This is a genomic window from Micromonospora sp. AB353, assembly GCF_049538395.1.
GTDB classification, from domain to species: Bacteria; Actinomycetota; Actinomycetes; order Mycobacteriales; family Micromonosporaceae; genus Micromonospora; species Micromonospora aurantiaca.
In genome coordinates, this window is record NZ_JBMVFV010000045.1 from 1 (window position 1) to 19,470 (window position 19,470).

19 protein-coding genes are annotated in these 19,470 nt (G+C 74.2%); 14 read left to right on the plus strand and 5 right to left on the minus strand.

Features of this window, described 5'->3' with window-relative positions; translation table 11 throughout:
- The 7 genes from ACPCK6_RS18855 to ACPCK6_RS18885 all read left to right on the plus strand — a co-directional run.
- Positions 1 to 952, plus strand: a 952-nt coding sequence (locus tag ACPCK6_RS18855; protein ID WP_423481770.1) for an efflux RND transporter periplasmic adaptor subunit, incomplete at its 5' end; no start/stop codon positions are given.
- Complete coding sequence (locus ACPCK6_RS18860) at positions 949 to 1,803, plus strand: ABC transporter ATP-binding protein (protein ID WP_423481771.1); 855 nt, start codon at positions 949 to 951, stop codon at positions 1,801 to 1,803. The genes ACPCK6_RS18855 and ACPCK6_RS18860, both read left to right, overlap by 4 nt.
- Positions 1,800 to 2,984 (plus strand): ABC transporter permease, encoded by a 1,185-nt coding sequence (locus tag ACPCK6_RS18865; protein WP_269697712.1) that lies wholly within the window; start codon positions 1,800 to 1,802, stop codon positions 2,982 to 2,984. Before ACPCK6_RS18860 ends, ACPCK6_RS18865 begins: the two co-directional genes overlap by 4 nt.
- Positions 2,985 to 3,234: 250 nt before the next feature.
- On the plus strand, positions 3,235 to 3,444 hold the full coding sequence (locus ACPCK6_RS18870) for a helix-turn-helix domain-containing protein (RefSeq protein WP_013288759.1): 210 nt from the start codon (positions 3,235 to 3,237) through the stop codon (positions 3,442 to 3,444).
- Between the two features lie 221 nt (positions 3,445 to 3,665).
- Entirely contained in the window at positions 3,666 to 3,767 is a 102-nt protein-coding gene (locus tag ACPCK6_RS18875) for a 30S ribosomal protein bS22 (protein WP_007465623.1), read from the plus strand.
- A gap of 119 nt (positions 3,768 to 3,886) precedes the next feature.
- Positions 3,887 to 4,960 (plus strand): NAD-dependent epimerase/dehydratase family protein, encoded by a 1,074-nt coding sequence (locus ACPCK6_RS18880; protein WP_366625822.1) that lies wholly within the window; start codon positions 3,887 to 3,889, stop codon positions 4,958 to 4,960.
- Between the two features lie 329 nt (positions 4,961 to 5,289).
- Positions 5,290 to 6,147 (plus strand): lysophospholipid acyltransferase family protein, encoded by an 858-nt coding sequence (locus tag ACPCK6_RS18885; protein WP_423481790.1) that lies wholly within the window; start codon positions 5,290 to 5,292, stop codon positions 6,145 to 6,147.
- Positions 6,148 to 6,153: 6 nt separating this feature from the next.
- Here ACPCK6_RS18885 and ACPCK6_RS18890 read toward each other — a convergent pair whose 3' ends face one another.
- The 3 genes from ACPCK6_RS18890 to ACPCK6_RS18900 all read right to left on the minus strand — a co-directional run bounded on the left by ACPCK6_RS18890 (position 6,154) and on the right by ACPCK6_RS18900 (position 9,259).
- A complete protein-coding gene (locus tag ACPCK6_RS18890) occupies positions 6,154 to 7,032 on the minus strand; it encodes an HAD family hydrolase (RefSeq protein WP_423481772.1) in 879 nt (292 codons plus the stop codon).
- A gap of 111 nt (positions 7,033 to 7,143) precedes the next feature.
- On the minus strand, positions 7,144 to 8,001 hold the full coding sequence (locus ACPCK6_RS18895; protein ID WP_423481773.1) for a DUF5667 domain-containing protein: 858 nt from the start codon (positions 7,999 to 8,001) through the stop codon (positions 7,144 to 7,146).
- A 283-nt stretch (positions 8,002 to 8,284) separates the two neighbouring features.
- On the minus strand, positions 8,285 to 9,259 hold the full coding sequence (locus ACPCK6_RS18900; protein WP_396881027.1) for an ECF subfamily RNA polymerase sigma factor, BldN family: 975 nt from the start codon (positions 9,257 to 9,259) through the stop codon (positions 8,285 to 8,287).
- Positions 9,260 to 9,753: 494 nt separating this feature from the next.
- On the opposite strand from ACPCK6_RS18900, the gene ACPCK6_RS18905 reads away from it, so the two are divergent.
- Genes ACPCK6_RS18905 through ACPCK6_RS18915 form a run of 3 tightly spaced genes read left to right on the plus strand, consistent with a single transcriptional unit; the run spans position 9,754 to position 12,340 of the window.
- On the plus strand, positions 9,754 to 11,430 hold the full coding sequence (locus ACPCK6_RS18905) for an AMP-binding protein (RefSeq protein ID WP_423481774.1): 1,677 nt from the start codon (positions 9,754 to 9,756) through the stop codon (positions 11,428 to 11,430).
- Positions 11,420 to 11,674, plus strand: a complete 255-nt coding sequence (locus tag ACPCK6_RS18910) for a glutaredoxin family protein (RefSeq protein WP_013288752.1) — start codon at positions 11,420 to 11,422, stop codon at positions 11,672 to 11,674. Before ACPCK6_RS18905 ends, ACPCK6_RS18910 begins: the two co-directional genes overlap by 11 nt.
- A gap of 24 nt (positions 11,675 to 11,698) precedes the next feature.
- Positions 11,699 to 12,340: an HAD family hydrolase gene (locus tag ACPCK6_RS18915; protein ID WP_396881029.1), complete on the plus strand. Its 642-nt coding sequence runs from the start codon at positions 11,699 to 11,701 to the stop codon at positions 12,338 to 12,340.
- Positions 12,341 to 12,349: 9 nt separating this feature from the next.
- On the opposite strand, the gene ACPCK6_RS18920 is transcribed toward ACPCK6_RS18915, so the two are convergent.
- On the minus strand, positions 12,350 to 13,006 hold the full coding sequence (locus tag ACPCK6_RS18920; RefSeq protein ID WP_396881030.1) for a LuxR C-terminal-related transcriptional regulator: 657 nt from the start codon (positions 13,004 to 13,006) through the stop codon (positions 12,350 to 12,352).
- A gap of 66 nt (positions 13,007 to 13,072) precedes the next feature.
- Positions 13,073 to 14,377, minus strand: a complete 1,305-nt coding sequence (locus tag ACPCK6_RS18925; protein ID WP_396881031.1) for a sensor histidine kinase — start codon at positions 14,375 to 14,377, stop codon at positions 13,073 to 13,075.
- A gap of 390 nt (positions 14,378 to 14,767) precedes the next feature.
- Here ACPCK6_RS18925 and ACPCK6_RS18930 point away from each other — a divergent pair, with 390 nt between their 5' ends.
- From ACPCK6_RS18930 to ACPCK6_RS18945, 4 genes are read left to right on the plus strand one after another with little or no spacing between them, the layout of a single operon-like run.
- Positions 14,768 to 15,538: a redox-sensing transcriptional repressor Rex gene (locus ACPCK6_RS18930; RefSeq protein WP_396881032.1), complete on the plus strand. Its 771-nt coding sequence runs from the start codon at positions 14,768 to 14,770 to the stop codon at positions 15,536 to 15,538.
- The gene (locus ACPCK6_RS18935; protein ID WP_396881033.1) at positions 15,535 to 16,908 is read left to right on the plus strand and encodes a glutamyl-tRNA reductase; all 1,374 of its coding nucleotides are present in this window, start codon (positions 15,535 to 15,537) and stop codon (positions 16,906 to 16,908) included. The genes ACPCK6_RS18930 and ACPCK6_RS18935 overlap by 4 nt, the downstream gene beginning before the upstream one ends.
- A complete protein-coding gene (gene hemC / locus ACPCK6_RS18940; RefSeq protein WP_396881034.1) occupies positions 16,905 to 17,891 on the plus strand; it encodes a hydroxymethylbilane synthase in 987 nt (328 codons plus the stop codon). Before ACPCK6_RS18935 ends, hemC begins: the two co-directional genes overlap by 4 nt.
- Positions 17,888 to 19,468, plus strand: coding sequence for a bifunctional uroporphyrinogen-III C-methyltransferase/uroporphyrinogen-III synthase (locus ACPCK6_RS18945; protein ID WP_013475156.1), 1,581 nt, complete (start codon positions 17,888 to 17,890; stop codon positions 19,466 to 19,468). The genes hemC and ACPCK6_RS18945 overlap by 4 nt, the downstream gene beginning before the upstream one ends.
- Positions 19,469 to 19,470 lie beyond the last annotated feature (2 nt).

Here is a 19,470-nt window from a genome sequence, read left to right on the forward strand (position 1 = left end):
CGCCCGCGCGGCCGCCGGCAAGGTCGGCGACCCGCGGGTACGCGCCGCACTGCTGCTCCAGGTCTCCTCGGCGCAGCGGCAGTACGAGTCGGCCGCCCGCGCCGCCGACCGGGCCGTGGCCCAGGTGCAGCGCGGCGTCGCCGGCCTGAACAGCGCCGTCGGCGCGCTGTCGGCCGCGCAACGACTTCAGGCCCAGCAGGCGTACGACCTGGCGAAGGCGACAGTGGACGCGTTGACGTTGCGCGCGCCGATCGCCGGTGTGGTGCAGCCGGGCGGCACCCGGTCGGCGGCACCGGCCGACCTGGCCGGGCTGCTCGGTGCGGCGGGTGGCGCCGGGGTGCCCGGTCTCGACCCGTCGGCGCTGGGCGGTGGCGGGCAGGGCGGGCCGCCGCCGGGGGTGGACGACGCGATCCCGGCCGGTGGCCGGGTCACCGCCGGCACGGCGGTACTCACCGTGGTGGACATCGGCCGGCTCGGCCTGCTCGCCGAGGTGGACGAGACCGACGTGCTGCTGGTCCGGGCCGGGGTGCCCGCGTCGGTCGAGCTGGACGCGGTGACCGGCGCGACGTACGACGCCACGGTGCGGTCGGTGGACGTGCTGCCGACCAACTCGGCGCGGGGTGGCGTCACCTACCGGGTCCGGCTCGACCTGGGCGCCGGCCGCCTCGGTGAGGCCGAGGCCGCTCCGGCGCCCCGCCCCGGCATGAACGCCGTCGTACGGCTGCGCGTGCGGGAGGCAGCCGACGCGGTGGCGGTACCGGCGTCGGCCGTGTTCTCCACCGACGGGCGGGACGCGGTCTGGGTGCTGCGCGACGGCCGGGCCGACCGGGTGCCGGTGACGGTGGGCGTGCAGGGGCAGGACCTGGTGCAGATCGTCGACGGCGTACGAGCCGGTGACCGGGTGGTGGTGCGCGGCGCCGACCAGGTGCGCGACGGCCAGGAACTGCGGTGACCGTACCGGCGGTCGAGGCGGTCGACGTCTGGCGCACGTACGAGCTGGACGGCGTCTCGGTGTCCGCGCTGCGCGGGGTGTCGCTCACCATCGACCAGGGCGAGTACGTGGCGGTGATCGGCCCGTCCGGCTCGGGCAAGTCGACGCTCATGCACCTGCTCGGCGGGCTGGACCGGCCCAGCGGCGGCCGGCTGGTGATCGGCGGGCGGGACGTGACCACACTCACCGCGCCGGAGCTGGCGACGCTGCGCAACGAGACCATCGGCTTCGTGTTCCAGGCGTTCCACCTGCTGGCCCGTACGTCGGCAGTGGACAACGTGGCGTTGCCGCTCGTCTACCGGGGTGTCGGGGCGCGGCAGCGGCGGGAGCGGGCGGCGGCGATGCTGGGCCGGGTCGGGCTCGGCCACCGGCTGCACCACCGGCCCAACCAGCTCTCCGGCGGCGAGCAGCAGCGGGTGGCGATCGCCCGGGCGCTTGTCACCGAACCGGCGGTGCTGCTCGCCGACGAGCCGACCGGCAACCTCGACAGCGCCACCGGCGAGGCGGTGCTGGAACTGCTGGAACAGTTGAACGCCGAGTCCGGGGTGGCGTTGGTGATGGTGACCCACGACCAGGAGGTGGCCGCCCGGGCACACCGGCGCATCGCGGTACGGGACGGACTCATCCGGTCCGACAGCCTTCATGATCGACCGCCGTCGGACGGCTCCGGCGTACCTGCGACACTGGACCCCGCTCCCAGCGCGGAGCCCCGGTCCGCGTCCGGAAGCGGCCCGGGGCACCCGCCCGGTGGCCCCGGTGGCGCCACCGGGGCCACCGGGCGCCTTCCGCGCAGCGGGGGCGACGCCGGATGAGGCTGGCCGAGGCGTGGCGGGTGGCGTCGGACGCGCTGCGGGCCAACCGGATGCGCAGCCTGCTGACCATGCTCGGGGTGATCATCGGGGTGGCCTCGGTGGTGATCCTGGTAGCCATCGGCACCGGCACGAAACAGCAGGTCGAGCAGCAGGTCGAAGGGCTCGGCTCGAACCTGCTGCTGGTGGTGCCGGGCCGGATCGAGGTGGGCACCGCGCCGGTGGTCTCGCCGCTGGACCTCAGCGACGCGGACGCGGTCTCCCGGGTGGTCGGCGACCCCGGCCGGGTCGCCGTCACGGTGGCCTCCGGCGCGACCGCGCGGGCCGGCAACCGGTCCGACTTCACCACCGTGCAGGGCGTCCTGGAGACCACCCCGTCGGTGTTCACCAGGTCGCTGTCACGGGGCCGCTACCTCACCGGGGCGGACGTGGACACCAGCCGCCGGGTGGCGGTGCTGGGCGACTCGGTGGCCCGGGCGCTCTTCCCCGACCGGGATCCGCTCGGCCAGCAGGTCACGCTGGCCGGGGTGCGGTTCCGGGTGATCGGCGTGTTCGCCCCGCTCGGGCAGAGCCTCGGCGTGGACCGGGACGACGAGGTGCACGTACCGGTGACGGCGGCGCAACGGCTCTGGGGCACCCAGCGCATCGACGGCATCGCGGTGAAGGCGCCGGACCGGGAGCGGATCGACGAACTCGGTGACCGGATCGTCGCGGAGCTGTCCCGCCGGCACCCGGACACCGAGTTCAGCGCCGTCACCCAGCGGCAGATCCTCGGCGTGCTCGGCGACATCCTGGGCGTGCTCACCGGCGTACTGGCCGCCATCGCGGGCATCTCGCTGCTGGTCGGCGGCGTCGGCGTCTCCAACATCATGCTGGTCTCGGTACGCGAGCGGACCCGCGAGATCGGCCTGCGCAAGGCGGTCGGCGCCCGCCCTCGCGACATCGGCGTGCAGTTCCTGCTGGAGGCGGTGCTGCTCACCTCGGTCGGCGGCCTGACCGGGATGGCGCTGGGCGTGGGCACCGCGCTGCTCGTGGACGCGTTCTCGCCGATTCCGGCGGCGATCACCTGGTGGTCGCTGGCGCTGGCGTTCGGCGTCTCCGCAGCGGTCGGCATCGTCTTCGGCGTGGTGCCGGCGCAGCGGGCCGGACGGCTCGACCCGGTGGTGGCGCTGCGCGCCGAGTAGGAGATGGTGCTGCGCGCGGAGCACCGGGCGGCGTCGCCCGCCCGGCAGCCGGATCGGACGAGACACCCGTCCGGGCGAAAAAGCCCTGGTGGACATCGGGTGAACGGCTGCCTCGCCATGATCAAAGGGTGGAAGGGATCGCGCAGGTCACAGCCGTCCCGCTACCGTACTGGTTACACGCGCGTCGCTCGTCGAGGCGGGAACACCTGCCCGGTGACACGCGCCGGGCACGGGAATGGGTCGGTGAGCCATGGCCGGGTCGCAGTCCGACGCACGGCTGTCGGATGTCAGGTTCCTGACCGTCGCCGAGGTGGCGACGGTCATGCGGGTCTCCAAGATGACCGTCTACCGCCTCGTGCACAGCGGTGAGCTGACCGCGGTACGGGTCGGCCGGTCGTTCCGGGTGCCCGAGCACGCCGTGCACGAATACCTCCGGGGCGCCTTCCAGGAGTCCGCCTGAGCCCTCGGCGCACCGGTCCGCCGAGTGCGACGAAAAGGGGCATCGACGGGGGCGCGTTGGTCCTGCTGACGCACTCCGGTTAGGCTGGGCCACGACCGTGACCGCTCTCTGGTGTGCCCTGCCCACCACGCTGGTCCGGTCCGTTGTCCGCAAGCGGTCACGGCGCCACCCGTGGTGGTGCCGTCCGGTCCGCCCCGCACGTTGCATCGAAAGGCTGTCGTATGGGCTCGGTGGTCAAGAAGCGCCGCAAGCGCATGGCTAAGAAGAAGCACCGCAAGCTGCTGCGCAAGACCCGCGTCCAGCGTCGCCGTCTCGGCAAGTGACCGGGGCCGGGCAGCAGCCCGGCACCGGCACCACTTGCCAACTGTCGACCCTCGGAGGCTCAGGTGATCAGGCCGCGGACGTCCCGGCTCGATCCCGCCTGCCGCGCTAGGCGCACGACATGACCCCCGGTGACACCTCCGGTGCCCCGGGGGTCGTCGTCGTCACCGGGGTCGGCCGCTGGCTCGGCGCCCACGTGGCCGCCCGGCTCGCCGCCGACGAGCGGATCGAACGCGTCATCGGGGTCGACCCGGCACCACCCAACCCCGAGCTGACCGACCTGCTCTCCGACGTCGAACGCATCCGCCTGGACCTCGACTCGCTCGGCGGCCTCCTGCACGACCTCGACGTCGACACCGTGGTGCACCTGGCGCTCGTCACCGCCCCCGACCCGCAGCAGGGCGGCCGGGCGGGGATGAAGGAACAGAACGTCATCGGCACCATGCAGCTGCTCGCCGCCGCGCAACGCGCGCCCCGGCTGCGCAAGCTCGTGGTCCGCTCGTCCACCGCCGCGTACGGGGTGTCGTTCCGCGATCCGGCCGTCTTCACCGAGGAGACCGAGCCGCGCGAGGTGCCGCGCGGCGGTTTCGGCCGCGACATCCTCGACATCGAGGGGTACGTCCGCGGGTTCCGCCGCCGCAGGCCCGACGTCACCGCGACGGTGCTGCGCTTCGCCCCGTTCATCGGGTACGCCGCCGACACCACGCTCACCCGCTACTTCTCCCAGCCCGTGGTGCCCACCGTCTTCGGCCGCGACCCGCGCCTGCAGTTCGTGCACTTCGACGACGCTTTGGAGGTGCTGCACCGGTCCGTCGCCGAGGACCACCCGGGCACGTACAACGTCGCCGGGCCGGGGGTGCTGTCACTGTCGCAGGCGATCCGCCGGGCCGGCCGGGTAGCGGTGCCGGTGCTGGAACCGGGCCTGGCCGGGGTCGCCGCGATCGCCCGCAGTCTGGGCTTCGGCCGGTACGGCTTGGATCAGGTGGACCTCTTCGTGCACGGTCGGGTGGTGGACACCAGCCGACTGGAGCGGGAGTACGGCTTCACGCCCCGCTCGACCGCCGCCGCGTTCGAGGACTTCATCCGCGCCCACCACGGCGGCGTCGTGGTCACCCGCGACCAGCTCGCCGCCGCCGAGCAGTTGGTGCTGGAGAGCATCAGGCAGGTCCGCTCGACCGTCCGGGAGCGTTCGTGAGCAGCCCCGACGAGCGGCGTGACGGGCGCTTCGACGTACCGCTGGGTGTGCCGGATCCGGGCGCGGAGCCGGCGCGGCGCAACGGGCACCGCCGGGTGACCGCGCCGTCCGCCCGCCCTGCCGCGCCGCCGGACGAGCCGGACACCTCCGCCGACGAGCCGGGCGCGGCTGCCGAGCCGGGCGTTCCGGGCCCGGCCACGCCGCACCAGCCGGCGAAGAAGACAGTGGCGAAGAAGACGGTCGCCAAGAAAGCGGTGGCGAAGAAGACCGTCGCGCCGCAGGCCCCCGCGGACGAGGCGTCGACCGGGAACGCGCCGTCGGGTCCGGCGGTGGCCGACCGGCCGGGGGACCACTGGGACCGCAGGGTGGCCCAGGCGCTGGCATTTCTGCGGCGGCGGCTCGCCGGTGACTACGAGGTCGACGAGTTCGGCTTCGACCCCGACCTGACCGACGCGGTGGTCCACCCGCTGGTCCGGCTGCTCTACCGGGACTGGTTCCGCACCGAGGTCAGCGGCATCGAGCACGTACCGGACGAGGGTGCCGGTCTCGTCGTCGGCAACCACTCCGGCACCGTGGCGCTCGACGCGCTGATCCTCTCCACCGCGCTGCACGACCGGCACCCGGCGCACCGCTACCTGCGGCTGCTCGGCGCCGACCTGGTCTTCCGGATGCCCGTCGTCTCCGAGATCGCCCGGAAGACCGGCGGCACCGTCGCCTGCAACCCGGACGCGGAGCGGCTGCTCGGCAACGGGGAACTGGTGGGCGTGTTCCCGGAGGGCTTCAAGGGCGTCGGCAAGCTCTACGCCGACCGCTACAAGCTCCAGCGCTTCGGGCGGGGCGGGTTCGTCTCCGCCGCGCTGCGCACCGGTACGCCGATCGTGCCGGTCGCGATCGTCGGCGGCGAGGAGATCTACCCGATGCTCGCCGACATCAAGCCGCTGGCCCGGCTGCTCAAACTGCCGTACTTCCCGGTCACGCCGACGTTCCCCTGGCTGGGGCCGCTGGGCATGGTGCCGCTGCCGAGCAAGTGGCTGATCGAGTTCTGCCCGCCGATCCCGACCGCGCACCTGCGTGACGCGGCTGATGATCCGCTGGTGGTGTTCAACCTCGCCGACCAGGTGCGGGAGACGATCCAGCAGACGCTGCACAAGCTGCTCGAACGCCGGCCGGACCCGTTCGGCCCCTGAGCCGGTTCAGGCCTCGCGGTGGCGGCGCCGGTGCAGCGCCAGGCCGGCGGTGACCGCGCCGGCGAGCAGCCCGGCCGCCGCGGTGGAGGGCACGGCGATGCGTACGGCCCGCCGCCCGGTGCGGAAGTCGCGCACGTCCCAGCCCCGCTCTCGGGCCTGCCGCAGCAGCGCCGGATCGGGGTTGACGGCCACCGCGCGGCCGACCGCGCAGAGCATCGGCAGGTCGTTCGCCGAGTCGCTGTAGGCGGCGCACCGGGCCAGGTCCAGCCCTTCCACGGCGGCGAGCTGGGTGACCGCCTCGGCCTTCGCCGGCCCGTGCATCAGGTCACCGACCAGCCGCCCGGTGTACGCGCCGTCGAGCACCTCGGCCACCGTGCCGATCGCGCCGGTCAGGCCGAGCCGGGCCGCGATCACCCGGCCGATCTCCACCGGGGCGGCGCTGACCAGCCAGACCCGCTCGCCCGCGTCGAGGTGGCGCTGGGCCAGGCGACGCGTGCCGGCCCAGATGCGCGGCGCCATCAGCTCGTCGAAGATCTCGTCGGCGAGGCGTTCCATGTCGTCGACCCGCCAGCCCTGGACGAAGGCGAGTGCCGCCTCCTTGGCCTGCGACATGTCGCCCGCGTGCTCGGTGGCGAGCAGCCGGAACCGTGCCTGCTGCCAGGCGAACCGGGCCAGGTCGCCGGTGGTGAAGTACTTCCGGGCGGCCAGCCCGCGGGCGAACCAGTAGATCGACGCGCCCTGCATCATCGTGTTGTCCACGTCGAAGAACGCGGCCGCGGTGGGGTCGGGCGTGACAGTGGTCGCCGGTGCCGAGGGGGTCTCCGACCAGCCCGCGGTGTGCCCGTGCGCGTCGGTGCTGACGGTCACCTTCCGGCTCCCGGCCACGGCGACCTCCCTGCCTCGACGACGCGTACGTGCTCCGAGTCGAGCGTATCCGGCACGGTGTGACGGCCGGGTGTCCGCCGGGAGAAGTGTGGCGCGGTAGGCGTCGACCGCTCAGCGGGCGGCCGGGCACGTGGACGGCGCGGGCCCGAGCATGTCGCTGGCCTGCGGCGCGGGCAGCCCGCAGGCAATCGCCTCGCGGAGCGCGTCGGCGCGCTTGCCGGCCGCGTCGAGCAGGGACAGCGAGCGCCGGGTGCGCTCCCGGTCGGCGTGGTCGGGCCGGTCGAGCAGGCCGCTGACCACCCGGCGCTGGCCGGCGAGGAAGGTGTCCACCGCGTCCAGCGCCGCCGGGTCGGAGCGCTGCGCGGCGACGGTGGTCAGCAGGCGTACGCCCTGGCGGGTGTCCGCGTCCATGTCGTCCAGGACGGCGCTGAAGCCGAGCCGGTCGTCGCGGACCGAGGCGGCCTCGTCGAGCCGGGTACGGGCGAAGTCGAGGAAGAGCTGCCCGCGGCTGATGTCCGAGCTGGCGAGCGCGAGCTGGGCACGTTCGGTGGAGCGCTTCATGCCGTACAGGGCGTCACCGGGAAGCGCGTTCTCGCTGGCGGCGGAGATGCCGGAGAGGGCGACCGCCCCGGCGGCCACGCCGACCAGGATCGCGCCCCGGGCCCGCGCCCGGCGGCCGGTGATGGCGGGGATCAGCGCGCCGCGTACGCCGGGGGTGCCGGTCTTGTCCGGAGCGCCGACGCCCTCGCGTTCGGCGGTGGCCACGAGCATCGCCCGCAGGCCGGTACGGAACTCGGCGTCCACCTCGACGTCGGGCCGATCGGCGGTGATCCGGCGGCTCACCTCGACGAGCGCGGTGAGTTCACCGTCCGCCTTGGACCGGACGTGGTGCCGGCGTCCGCCGTTGGCCTCGTCGAGGAGTTGCGCGAAGCGCTCGGCTCGCCGACGGGAGAAGAGGTCGCTGTCCACCGCGGCACCCCCTCTCGCTGGTCACGGCCGGGCGGCCGTCGTCGTCACCAGCGACCGGTGGCAGCGTGTGGCCCGAAGCCGACCGGGACGGCCGACCTGACCCGCCGGACCGGGTGGCCCGGGGGACGCCGGGACAACCACTGGTCGCACCCGGAGAAACGGACCGCGCCGGTCGCCGGTTACGGCTGGGGCGGCGGCGAAATCACCGGGAGTGAGGGGCGGGGTGGGGTACGTCGGGCATGCGACACCGCCCGGCGAGCGTGCGCCGGCCGGGTCGGACCGATCAGGAGTGGAAGCCGTCGGGCAGCAGCCGGGCCAGCGCCCGGACGGCCCGGTATTGCAGAGCCTTGATGGCACCCTCGTTCTTGCCCATGGCGCGGGCCGTCTCGGCCACCGAGAAGCCCTGGAGGAACCGCAGCACGATGCACTCCTGCTGCTCCGGGTTGAGCTGCTTGACGGCGGTGAGGAGGGCGACGTTCGTGATGTGTTCCACCACCGCGGCCTCGGGGCTGCCCTCGGGGCCGCGGTCCTCCCGGTCGGCGTCCAGGACGTCACCGGTGGTGACCTCCAGCCGGTAGCGCCCGGACTTGAAGTGGTCGGCGACCAGGTTGCGGGCGATGGTGACCAGCCAGGCGCCGAGGTCGCGTCCCTGCCAGGTGAAGCTGCCGATCCGCTTGAGCGCCCGCAGGAACGTGTCGGAGGTGAGGTCCTCGGCGAGCTGGCGGTTGCCGACCCGGAAGTAGACGAACCGGAAGACGGTGTCGACGTACCTGTCGTAGATCAGCCCGAACGCCTCGGACTCGCCCGCCTGGGCGCGCTCGACCAGCGTCCACACCTCGGTGGCCGGGTCGGACGGGTCGGGGCGGCTGGGGAAGCCGGTGGCGGGCGGGGCGGCCGGTACGGCGGGCAGGACCGCGGTGTCACCGGTGGTCACCGCCGGCAGGATCGCCGTCTCGGCGGCGGCGGACGGCTCGGTCCCGGTCGCCGCGTCGCCGCGTCGCGCCTGGGCCGGCATCGTCGGGCGGGCCGGGCTGCCCAGGCGGCCGGTCGCGGGCTTCGCGTTGCCGCCCGGGGTCGCGGGGCGTGGCGGCGCCTCGTTGGTGTGGTGCGCGCGGCTGCGGACGCGCCGCCCGTCACCGCGTACCGCGAGCTGGCCGTCGGCGCTCCGCGGGCCGGGGTCCGCGCGCTCGTTGAGCGGGTTGCGCTGGGCCGGGCCGGTGACGCCGGCCGGTCGTTCGGCGTAACCGAAGGTGGTCACCGCGCCTCCCCAGGCTTGGCGGACAGTGACCGCGCCGGAGGACCGGGTAACACCCGGTCGGGCACGGCCGGGTCGGGACGTGCCGACGGGCGGCAGATCCCCTTGAGGTGCTGGTCCAATGCGCTCACGGGCACGGGGGCCTCCTCGGGCTGAGGGGTGTCGACTCACGGCAAATGGGGTGAGCCGACCCGAGTGATGATAGGGCCAACGTCACCCACGCGTGGCAAGTCCGTTACACAGAGCGGAAGTATTTCCCGCCAGGTCGCACACATGGCGGACCGGTTGTCCGTCGCGTGTGGTTGACTTTCGCGCCGGAACCTGGTCCGCAGTGGAAAGTCCTGGTCGGAGCCGATTTTCTTTTCGCTCGGCGTGTCGCGGGAGCGGTGCGGCCGGGTCGCTTCCGGCTGTCCGCCCGGGCACCGTGGAGATCCTCATCCCGTGGCTAGGAATCCCACCGTACGGCAATTGCAGTCCCGTGCGGCGGACCCGGCGCCGTGTTCGGGCATGGCCTGTCGGACACCGCTGTGCCAGACTCAGCCACCGTGCAGGACGCCGCCGAAAGCTCCGCGCCGAACCTCGCCGACCGGCTCCGCCACGCCGCCCTCGAGCGGGGCGACCGGGCCGCGCTGCACTGGCGCGACCGGACGCTGACCTGGTCCGAGCTGGACGACGCGGTCACCGCCACCGCCCGCGCGCTGCTCGCCGACACGCCACCGGCCGACGGAACCGGCCACCCGCCCCGGGTGGCGGTCGCGTTCGGCAACACGCCGGACTTCGTGGTCACCTACCTCGCCGCGCTCCGGGCCGGCCTGGTGGCCGTACCTGTCAACCCCACGCTGACCGCCCGCGAGCTGCGGCACGTCCTCGCCGACTCCGGCGCCGCCGTGCTGATCGGCGCGCCCGAGGTGACCGGCCGCGTCGATCCGGCCGAACTGCCCGCGCTGCGTGCCGTGCACACCGCGCCGCCGGTGGCCGGCGACGACGTCCCGGCCCGGTTCCCGGCCCGCTCCGGCGGCGACCTCGCCGTCCTGCTCTACACCTCCGGCACCGAGGGCCGGCCCAAGGGCGCGATGCTGCCGCACCGGGCGCTCGCTGCCAACCACGACCAGGTCGACCGCATCGAACCACCAGTGGTCGGCCCCGACGACGTCGTGCTGCTCGCCCTTCCGCTGTTCCACGCGTACGGGCTGAACTCCGCGCTCGGCGCCGTCGTGCGGCACGGCGCGACCGGGGTGCTCGTCGACGAGCCCGGCCCGTACGGTGCGCTGGACGACATCACCCGGCACCGGGTCACAGTGCTCGTCGGCGTACCGTCGATGTTCCTGACCTGGGCCGAGGCGGAGCGTGACCCGGCCGCGGCGCTCGCCTCCGTGCGCGTCGCGGTGTGCGGCGCGGCACCGCTGCCGCTCGCGGCCGGCGCGCGCTTCACCGAGCTGACCGGGCACCCGGTGCACGTCGGCTACGGGCTCACCGAGACCGCGCCGGTGCTCACCTCGACGCTCGTCGGCGGCGAGCCGAAACCGGGGTCGATCGGCCGCCCGCTGCCCGGCGTCGGGCTGCGCCTGGTCGGGTCCGACGGCACCGAGCTGTGGCGCGACGGGGTGCCCGCCGACGCCCCGGACGAGGACGAGATGGACCTCTCCGACGAGGCGACGGGCACCGACCCCGGGCAGATCGTGGTACGCGGGGAGAACCTGTTCGCCGGTTACTGGCCGGACGGGCGGGGCGGGCCGGACCCGGACGGCTGGTGGGCCACAGGTGACGTGGCGTACGCCGACGGCGACGGCGACCTGTTCCTGGTCGACCGGCTCGGCGAGCTGATCCTGGTCAACGGCTTCAACGTCTACCCGCACGAGGTGGAGCTGGTGCTCCGGGCCCACCCCGGCGTGGCCGAGTCGGCGGTCCTCGGCGTGCCGCACCCGCGAACCGGCGAGACTGTCCGGGCGTACGTGGTCCGGGCGGCCGGCCCGCCGGTGACGGCGGACGACCTGCTCGCCCACTGCGCGCGTAACCTGGCCCGGTTCAAGTGCCCGACCGCCGTCGAGTTCGTCGACAGCCTGCCGTACTCGGCGATCGGGAAGGTACGCAAGACCGAGCTGCGCCCGGCGCCCGCGGTGCCGTCCCCGGCGACGCCGACCGAGATCCGCACGGAGGTATCCGATGTCCAGTGACCCGAGGCTCATCCTGATCACCCGGCCCGGCTGCCACCTGTGCGACGACGCGAAGGCCGCGCTCGACCGGGTGGTGGCGGTCACCGGCGACCGCTGGGTGGAGCGGGACGTCACCGGCGACCTGGAGATGGAGCGCGACTACGGCGACCGGCTGCCGGTGGTGCTGCTCGACGGCAAGGAGCACGGCTACTGGCGGGTCGAGGAGGACCGGCTGCTGCGCGATCTGACCACGCCGCAGCTCTAGCATTATGGTGCTCGGGTGACGGGTATGCGACGCCACCTCGTGTGGGACTGGAACGGAACGCTCCTCGACGACCTCGACCTGGTGGTCCAGGCCACGAACGTCGCCTTCGCCAGCGCCGGCGGGCCGGCGGTCACCGCGGCCGAGCACCGGGTGCGGTTCCGGCGGCCGATCGCCGACTACTACGCCGAGATGCTCGGCCGGGCCGTGGACGCCGAGGCGTTCGGGACGCTCGACCGGGTCTTCCACGACGCCTACCGGGCCGGGCTGACCACCTGCGCCCTGGCCGCCGACGCCACCACCGCGATCGAGTCCTGGGAGGGCAGCCAGTCGCTGCTGTCCATGTGGTTCCACGACGAGCTGGTGCCGACAGTGCACACGTACGGGCTGACCCCGCACTTCCGCCGCGTGGACGGGCTGCGCGCCAGCGTCGGCGGCGGGCACAAGGCCGAGTGGCTGGAGAAGCACCTGGCCGAGCTGGGGCTGGGCGGGCACGAGGTGGTGCTGATCGGCGACTCGCTCGACGACGCCGACGCGGCCGCCTCGGTCGGCGCCCGCTGCGTCCTCTACACCGGTGGCCTGTCCGACCCGGACCGCCTGCGCGGCAGCGGCCACCCGGCCGCCGACACGCTCACCGAGGCGGTGACGCTGGCCCGCACGCTGCCCTGACCGGCCCGGTCAGGCGCGCAGGTGGGCCAGGACGGCCAGGACGCGGCGGTGATGGGTGGTCGCATCAGGGGGCAGGTCCAGCTTGGTGAAGATGTTGCGGACGTGCTTCTCCACCGCGCCGTCGCTCACCACGAGCGTCCGGGCGATGGCGGTGTTCGAGCGGCCCTCGGCCATCAACGCCAGCACCTCGCGCTCGCGCGGGGTCAGCGACGCCAGCGGGTCGTCGCGCCGCCGCCGGACCAGCAACTGGCTGATCACCTCCGGGTCGAGCACGGTGCCGCCGGCCGCCACCCGGGCCAGGCCGTCGAGGAACTCGTCGATCGCGGCGACCCGGTCCTTGAGCAGGTAGCCGATCCCGCCGCCGCCCCCGCCCGCGGTGTCCAGCAGGTCGTCGGCGTACGACACCTCGACGTACTGGGACAGCACCAGGATCGGCGTACCGGGCACCCGGCGGCGGGCCTCCACCGAGGCGCGCAGTCCCTCGTCGGTGTGTGACGGCGGCATCCGCACGTCCACCACCGAGACGTCGGGCCGGTGCGCCACCACCGCCTCGACCAGCGCGGCACCGTCACCGACGGCCGCCACCACCTCGTGCCCGTACTCGGTCAGCAGCCGGACCAGCCCCTCCCGGAGCAGCACGGCGTCGTCCGCGATCACCACCCGCATGGGTCCGGTGTCTATCACGCCCGGACCCGGCGCCGGGCCGGCGGTCCGGATGCCGGGCGCGGCGCGTCACCTCGGCAGTTCGGCGTGGATCCGGGTCGGGCCGCCGGCCGGGCTGTCCACCTCCAGCGTGCCGCCCGCCGCCCGGACCCGGTCGGCGATGCCGCTGAGACCGTGGCCCTTGGCCAGGTGCGCGCCGCCCGCGCCGTCGTCGGTGACGGTGATCTCCAGCCGGCCCACCTTCCGGGTGACCTCCACCCGGCAGGTGTTCGCCCGGCTGTGCTTCGAGACGTTCGTCAGGGCCTCGGCCACCACGAAGTACGCGGTGCTCTCCAGCCCCGGGTCGAGCCGTCCGGCGGCGGTGCCCAGGTCGTCGTCCACGGTCAGCTCGGTGGGTACGAGCGCACGGGCGGCGAGCGCGGCGAGCGCGCTGGGCAGGCCCCTGTCGACGAGGATCGGCGGCGCGATGCCCCGGGACAGGGCGCGCAGCTCGTCCAGCGTCTCCCGGGTCTGCGCGACCGCCTCGTCGAGCGTCTGCCGGGCCGCCTCCGGGTCGGCGGCGAGCTGGTGACGGGCCCGGCCGAGGTCCATGGCGAGCCGGACCAGCCGCTGCTGCGGGCCGTCGTGGATGTCACGCTCCAGCCGGCGCAGCGCGACCGCCTCGGCCGAGGCGGCGGCCCGCTTCTGCTCCTCCAGCGTGATGATCCGCTGCCGCATCTCGGCGACGCCGGTGAGCAGCGAGTACGCCAGCCCGGCCTGGAGCCGGGCGCAGCCGCGCGCCACCAGCGGAAGCGTGAACAGGGCGAACAGCCCGATCGCGGTGTTCAGGACGATCCGTGCGCCCGCGCCGTCGCCCATCCCGAGGAGCTGGCTCAGGTCCTGCTCGCCCGGGCCGCGCGGGATGGCCCAGTCGTAGGTGATGTAGAGCGTGCCGCCCAGCGCCAGCACCCACCAGACCACGAGCAGCACGAACGTGGGCACCGCCACGAGCAGACGGACGAACGCGTGCAGCAGGTCCAGCCACGACTGCGCGTCCCGGATCGGGGTGAACACGCGGCGCCAGAACCCGGCGCCCGGCTCGGGGGTGCGGTAGACCGGGCGTACCCGGGGCCGGTCCAGCACCCCGGCGAGCCGGAGCCGCTCGATGTCGGCCAGTCCCCGGGCCGCGTAGAGGAAGCCGGCGAGGATCGGCAGGCCGAGCGTGGTCACCAGCAGCCCGGCGCTGAGTGCGATCCCCACCACGGCGAGCACGAAGCTGACGATCGCCAGCGGGAAGCCCACGAGCACGTAGGTGGTGTCGCGGGCGAGGCGGCGCAGGAGCCCGTGGACGGGGGACAGCGGAGTGGGCGCGGTGGCCAGTGGTGCTGCGGTCATGATTCGAGGCTATGGGCGCGTGCCCCGCCCACCCATCCCGCACGCTGGCCTCTTCGGGGTGGGGTTCTCCCTACTCGAAAACGTGAGACTCGCCTCGCCACGCCGGTCACGGAGCGCAACGGGCCCCGCGCGATTGGTCAGGGAAGTCTGGATTGAGCAATAATCGTCACGCGCCGCCAAGAGCTGCGGTTGATCGATCTTGCGGGAATGGAGGGGCAGGTGAAGGCGCGTCGCGAGCTTTCAAGATCGCGATTTGTGCACCCCTTCACAAACACCTACTCTGTAGTTCCGACGCGCCCTGCTAGCACAGCCGGCAATCTCGGTCGCCAGCGGGAGTCCCGAAACGACCGGCCCCCGTCGCTGGTCGAGGATCGCACCGCACGGAGTCTCATGAGCCAGCACCGTCAACCAGGCGCGCCCGGTCGCACCGGTGCCGTACCGGCACTTCCGGACCTGCCCGAGGCGACCGTGTCCCGGCTCCCGGAATACCTGCGTGCGCTGCACGCGCTCGCCGACGCCGGGCACGAGACGGTGTCCAGCGAGGGCCTGGCGAACGCCGCCGGCGTCAACTCCGCGAAGCTCCGCAAGGACCTGTCCCACCTCGGCTCGTACGGCACGCGGGGCGTCGGCTACGACGTCGCGCTGCTCGTCGACCAGATCTCCTCGGTGCTCGGGCTCACCCAGTGCCGCGCCGTCGCGCTCGTCGGCGTGGGTAATCTCGGTCACGCCCTGGCCGGCTACGACGGCTTCGCCAACCGCGGATTCCGCATCGCCGCACTCGTCGACGCCGACCGGTCCCGCGTCGGCGAGGAGATCAACGGCCTGGTCGTCCAGCACGTCGACGACCTGCCCCGGATCGTCGCCGAGGAGTCGATCTCGATCGGCGTCATCGCCACGCCCGCCCCGGCCGCCCAGGCGGTCGCCGACCAGTTGGTCGCCGTCGGCGTGACGAGCATCCTCAACTTCGCGCCCTGCGTACTCTCGGTTCCGGACGGGGTCGACGTGCGCAAGGTCGACCTCGCCATCGAGCTGCAGATCCTGTCCTTCCACGAGCACCGCAAGGCATCGCTGACCGCGCTCCCCGCCACCGGCGGGTCCGCCCTCACCGCCCTGCCCGGCGGACTCGCGGCAACCGACACCCAGGAGGCGATCGGCACGTGAAACTGCTCGTCGTCGGCGCGTCCTACCGCACCGCCCCGGTCGCCACCCTGGAACAGCTGGCCGTCCCGCCCGCCGACCTCACCCGCACGCTGGACCGCCTGATCGCCCAGCCGTACGTCGCCGAGGCCGTCCTGGTCTCCACCTGCAACCGGGTGGAGGTCTACGCCGCCGTCTCCGGGTTCCACGGCGGACTCGGCGACATCTGCGCGGTCCTGGCCGACCAGGCCGGCTGCCAGCCCGCGGCGCTCGCCCCGCACCTGTACGTGCACTACGACGCCGCCGCCGTGGACCACGTCTTCCGGGTGGCCGCCGGGCTCGACTCGATGGTGGTGGGCGAGGCGCAGATCCTCGGCCAGCTCCGCGACGCCTACCATTCCGCCGGTGGCGCCGACTCGGCCGGCCGGCTGCTGCACGAGCTGATGCAGCAGGCGCTGCGGGTCGGCAAGCGCGCACACGCCGAGACCGACATCGACCGGGCCGGGCAGAGCGTCGTCACCGCCGCGCTCGACCTCGCCGCCGAGCTGCTCGACGGCGACCTGGCCGGCCGGCCCGCCATGGTGGTCGGCGCGGGTGCGATGGGTTCGCTGGGCGTGGCCACGCTGTCCCGGCTGGGCGCCGGCCCGCTCACCGTGACCAACCGGGGCGCCGCCCGTGCCGTCCGGCTCGCCGAGTCGTACGGCGCGTCCGCCGTACCGATGGCCGAGCTGATCACCGCGCTCGCCGCCGTCGACGTCGTGGTCGCCGCCACCGCCGCCACCGAGCCGGTGCTCACCCGCGACGTGGTGACCCGGGCGCTGGCCCGCCGGGACGCCGGCCGCGGCCCGCTGGTCCTGCTCGACCTGGCCGTCCCGCGCGACGTCGAGCCCGGCGTCGCCGAGCTGCCCGGCGTCGAGGTGATCGACATCGACCGGATGGCCGCCGTCCTCGCCGACGGGCCGGCCGCCGCCGACGCCGCCGAGGTGGCCCGGATCGTCACCGGCGAGGTCGAGGCGTTCCTGAGCTGGCTGCGCGGTGCCGACGTCGCGCCGACGGTGGCCGCCCTGCGCGGCCGGGCCGAGGACGTCGTCAGCACCGAGCTGCGCCGCCTCGGCCAGCGCCGCCCCGACCTCAGCGACGACCAGCGCGCCGAGGTCGCCCGCACCGTGCACCGGGTCGTGCAGCGCCTGCTGCACCAGCCGACAGTGCGGGTCCGCCAGCTCGCCGCCGAGCCCGGCGGTGACCAGTACGCGGCGCTGCTGCGCGAACTGTTCGACCTGGACGTCCCGCAGACGTCCCCGGTCGACACCGTCCCCGACGTGGTCGCCACCGACCTCGACGGCCGGCCGTCGTTCGACGCCGCCGACGTCCCGCCCACCGGAGGTGCGCGATGACCGCCCCCCTTCGCCTCGGTACCCGGGGCAGCGCCCTGGCGATGGCCCAGTCCGGCCACGTCGCCGAGGCCCTCACCGCGGCCACCGGCCGGCCGGTCGAGCTGGTCGAGGTGGTGACCGCCGGCGACAGGTCCACCGCCCCGGTGCAGCGGCTCGGCGTCGGCGTGTTCGTGTCCGCGCTGCGCGACGCGCTGACCGCCCGCGAGATCGACTTCGCCGTCCACTCGTACAAGGACCTGCCCACCGCGGCGGCGCCCGGCCTGCACGTCGCGGCCGTACCGCCCCGGCAGGACCCGCGTGACGCGCTGGTGGCGACGAACGGCCGTACGCTCGCCGAGCTGCCGCCCGGCGCCCTCGTCGGCACCGGCGCGCTGCGCCGGATCGCCCAGCTGCACGCGCTGGGCATGCAGTTGGAGGTCACCCCGATCCGGGGCAACGTCGACACTCGGCTCGGCCGGGTGCTGGGCCCGGACGCCGACCTCGACGCCGTCGTGCTCGCCCGCGCCGGGCTCAACCGGATCGGCCGTGCCGACGTCATCACCGAGACGCTCGACCCGATGCTCATGCTGCCCGCGCCCGCTCAGGGTGCGCTGGCCGTCGAGTGCCGGGCCGACGACCAGGACGTGATCGAGCTGCTCGCGCTGCTCGACCACGCACCGTCCCGTGCCGCGATCACCGCGGAACGGGCGCTGCTGGCCACCCTGGAGGCAGGGTGCAGCGCACCCGTGGCCGCGTACGCCGTCCTCGCCGAAGGCGAGCCCACCGACGAGGGCGACGTCAATCAGGAGATCTATCTGCGCGGTGCGGTGATCAGCCCGGACGGTTCGCGTGACCTCCGGCTGTCCCGCACCGGAACGCCCGCCGACGCGGCGGAGATCGGCAAGGCACTCGCCGCCGAACTCCTCGAACTCGGCGCCGACTCGATCCTCGGCCAGGACGCACAGGCCGGCCCGGGGACCCAGCAACTTGGGAGCACAGAATGACCCGCACCCGTAAGCCCGTAGGCCAGATCGCATTCGTCGGGGCCGGACCCGGCGACCCGGGCCTGCTGACCCGCCGGGCGCTGGACGCCCTGGTCGAGGCCGACCAGGTGGTCTACGACCGGGGCGTACCCGAGTCGCTCCTGGCGCACGTCCGCGCCCAGGCCCGGCCGGACGCCGAGTTCAGCCCCGCCGAGGGCGTGCCGGGGGACGTGGCGAAGGTGCTGATCTCCGCGGCCCGGTCCGGGCAGAACGCCGTGCACCTGGTCGCCGGTGACCCGTTCGGCCACGACTCGGTGGTCAAGGAGGTGCAGGCGGTCGCGCGTACCGCCGCGCACTTCGAGGTCGTGCCGGGCGTCGGCCAGGCCGAGGGCGTGGCCACCTACGCGGGTGTCCCGCTGCCGGGCGTACGCACCGCCGCCGACGTCGAGGACGTCACCGCGCTGGACTTCGAGGCGCTGGCCACCGCCGTCGGACGGGGTTCGCTGGCGCTCGCCGTGGACGCCGGTGATTTGGCCGCCGTCCGGGACGGCCTGCTGGCCGCCGGCGTCGACGGCACCACAGCGGTCGGGGTGACCGGCGACGGCACCGGCGAGACGCAGTACACCACCACGTCGACCGTCGACTCCTTCGTCGCGGCGGCGCTCGGCTTCACCGGCCGGGTGGTGCTCACCGTCGGCGCCGCAGTCACCGACCGCGACAAGCTGAGCTGGTGGGAGAACCGTCCGCTGTACGGCTGGAAGGTGCTGGTGCCCCGCACCAAGGAGCAGGCCGGCGTGATGAGCGCGCGGCTGCGCGCGTACGGGGCGATCCCGTGCGAGGTGCCGACCATCGCGGTCGAGCCGCCGCGTACCCCGGCGCAGATGGAGCGGGCAGTGAAGGGCCTGGTCGACGGCCGGTACGCCTGGGTCATCTTCACCTCGGTGAACGCGGTCCGGGCGGTGTGGGAGAAGTTCGCCGAGCACGGCCTCGACGCCCGCCACTTCGGCGGCGTGAAGATCGCCTGCATCGGTGACGCCACCGCCGAGGCGGTCCGCGCCTTCGGCATCCAGCCCGAGCTGATCCCCTCCGGGGAACAGTCCTCCGAGGGCCTGCTGGCCGAGTTCTCGCCGCACGACGAGATCCTCGACCCGGTGGGCCGGGTGCTGCTGCCGCGCGCCGACATCGCCACCGAGACCCTCGCCGCCGGGCTCACCGAGCGCGGCTGGGAGGTCGACGACGTGACCGCGTACCGGACCGTGCGCGCGGCCCCGCCGCCCGCCGAGATCCGCGACGCGATCAAGTCGGGCGGGTTCGACGCGGTGCTGTTCACCTCGTCGTCCACCGTGCGGAACCTCGTCGGCATCGCCGGGAAGCCGCACGCCCGGACCGTCGTTGCAGTGATCGGGCCCAAGACGGCGGAGACCGCCACCGAGTTCGGCCTGCGCGTCGACGTGCAGCCGCCGCACGCCTCGGTACCCGACCTGGTGGAGGCGCTCGCCGCGTACGCCGTCGAGCTGCGGGAGAAGCTCGCCGCCATGCCGGCGAAGCAGCGCCGGGGCTCCAAGGTGCAGGGCCCGACCGCCCTGCGGTTCCGCTGACA

What these genes read in the sequence shown, in the direction of transcription:
- ACPCK6_RS18865 (WP_269697712.1), top strand. Translation starts at nt 1,800, where the DNA reads ATGAGGCTGGCCGAGGCGTGGCGGGTGGCGTCGGACGCGCTGCGGGCC.
- ACPCK6_RS18870 (WP_013288759.1), top strand. Translation starts at nt 3,235, where the DNA reads ATGGCCGGGTCGCAGTCCGACGCACGGCTGTCGGATGTCAGGTTCCTG.
- ACPCK6_RS18875 (WP_007465623.1), top strand. Translation starts at nt 3,666, where the DNA reads ATGGGCTCGGTGGTCAAGAAGCGCCGCAAGCGCATGGCTAAGAAGAAG.
- ACPCK6_RS18880 (WP_366625822.1), top strand. Translation starts at nt 3,887, where the DNA reads ATGACCCCCGGTGACACCTCCGGTGCCCCGGGGGTCGTCGTCGTCACC.
- ACPCK6_RS18910 (WP_013288752.1), top strand. Translation starts at nt 11,420, where the DNA reads ATGTCCAGTGACCCGAGGCTCATCCTGATCACCCGGCCCGGCTGCCAC.
- ACPCK6_RS18915 (WP_396881029.1), top strand. Translation starts at nt 11,699, where the DNA reads ATGCGACGCCACCTCGTGTGGGACTGGAACGGAACGCTCCTCGACGAC.
- ACPCK6_RS18920 (WP_396881030.1), bottom strand. Translation starts at nt 13,006, where the DNA reads ATGCGGGTGGTGATCGCGGACGACGCCGTGCTGCTCCGGGAGGGGCTG.
- ACPCK6_RS18925 (WP_396881031.1), bottom strand. Translation starts at nt 14,377, where the DNA reads ATGACCGCAGCACCACTGGCCACCGCGCCCACTCCGCTGTCCCCCGTC.
- ACPCK6_RS18930 (WP_396881032.1), top strand. Translation starts at nt 14,768, where the DNA reads ATGAGCCAGCACCGTCAACCAGGCGCGCCCGGTCGCACCGGTGCCGTA.
- hemC (WP_396881034.1), top strand. Translation starts at nt 16,905, where the DNA reads ATGACCGCCCCCCTTCGCCTCGGTACCCGGGGCAGCGCCCTGGCGATG.
- ACPCK6_RS18945 (WP_013475156.1), top strand. Translation starts at nt 17,888, where the DNA reads ATGACCCGCACCCGTAAGCCCGTAGGCCAGATCGCATTCGTCGGGGCC.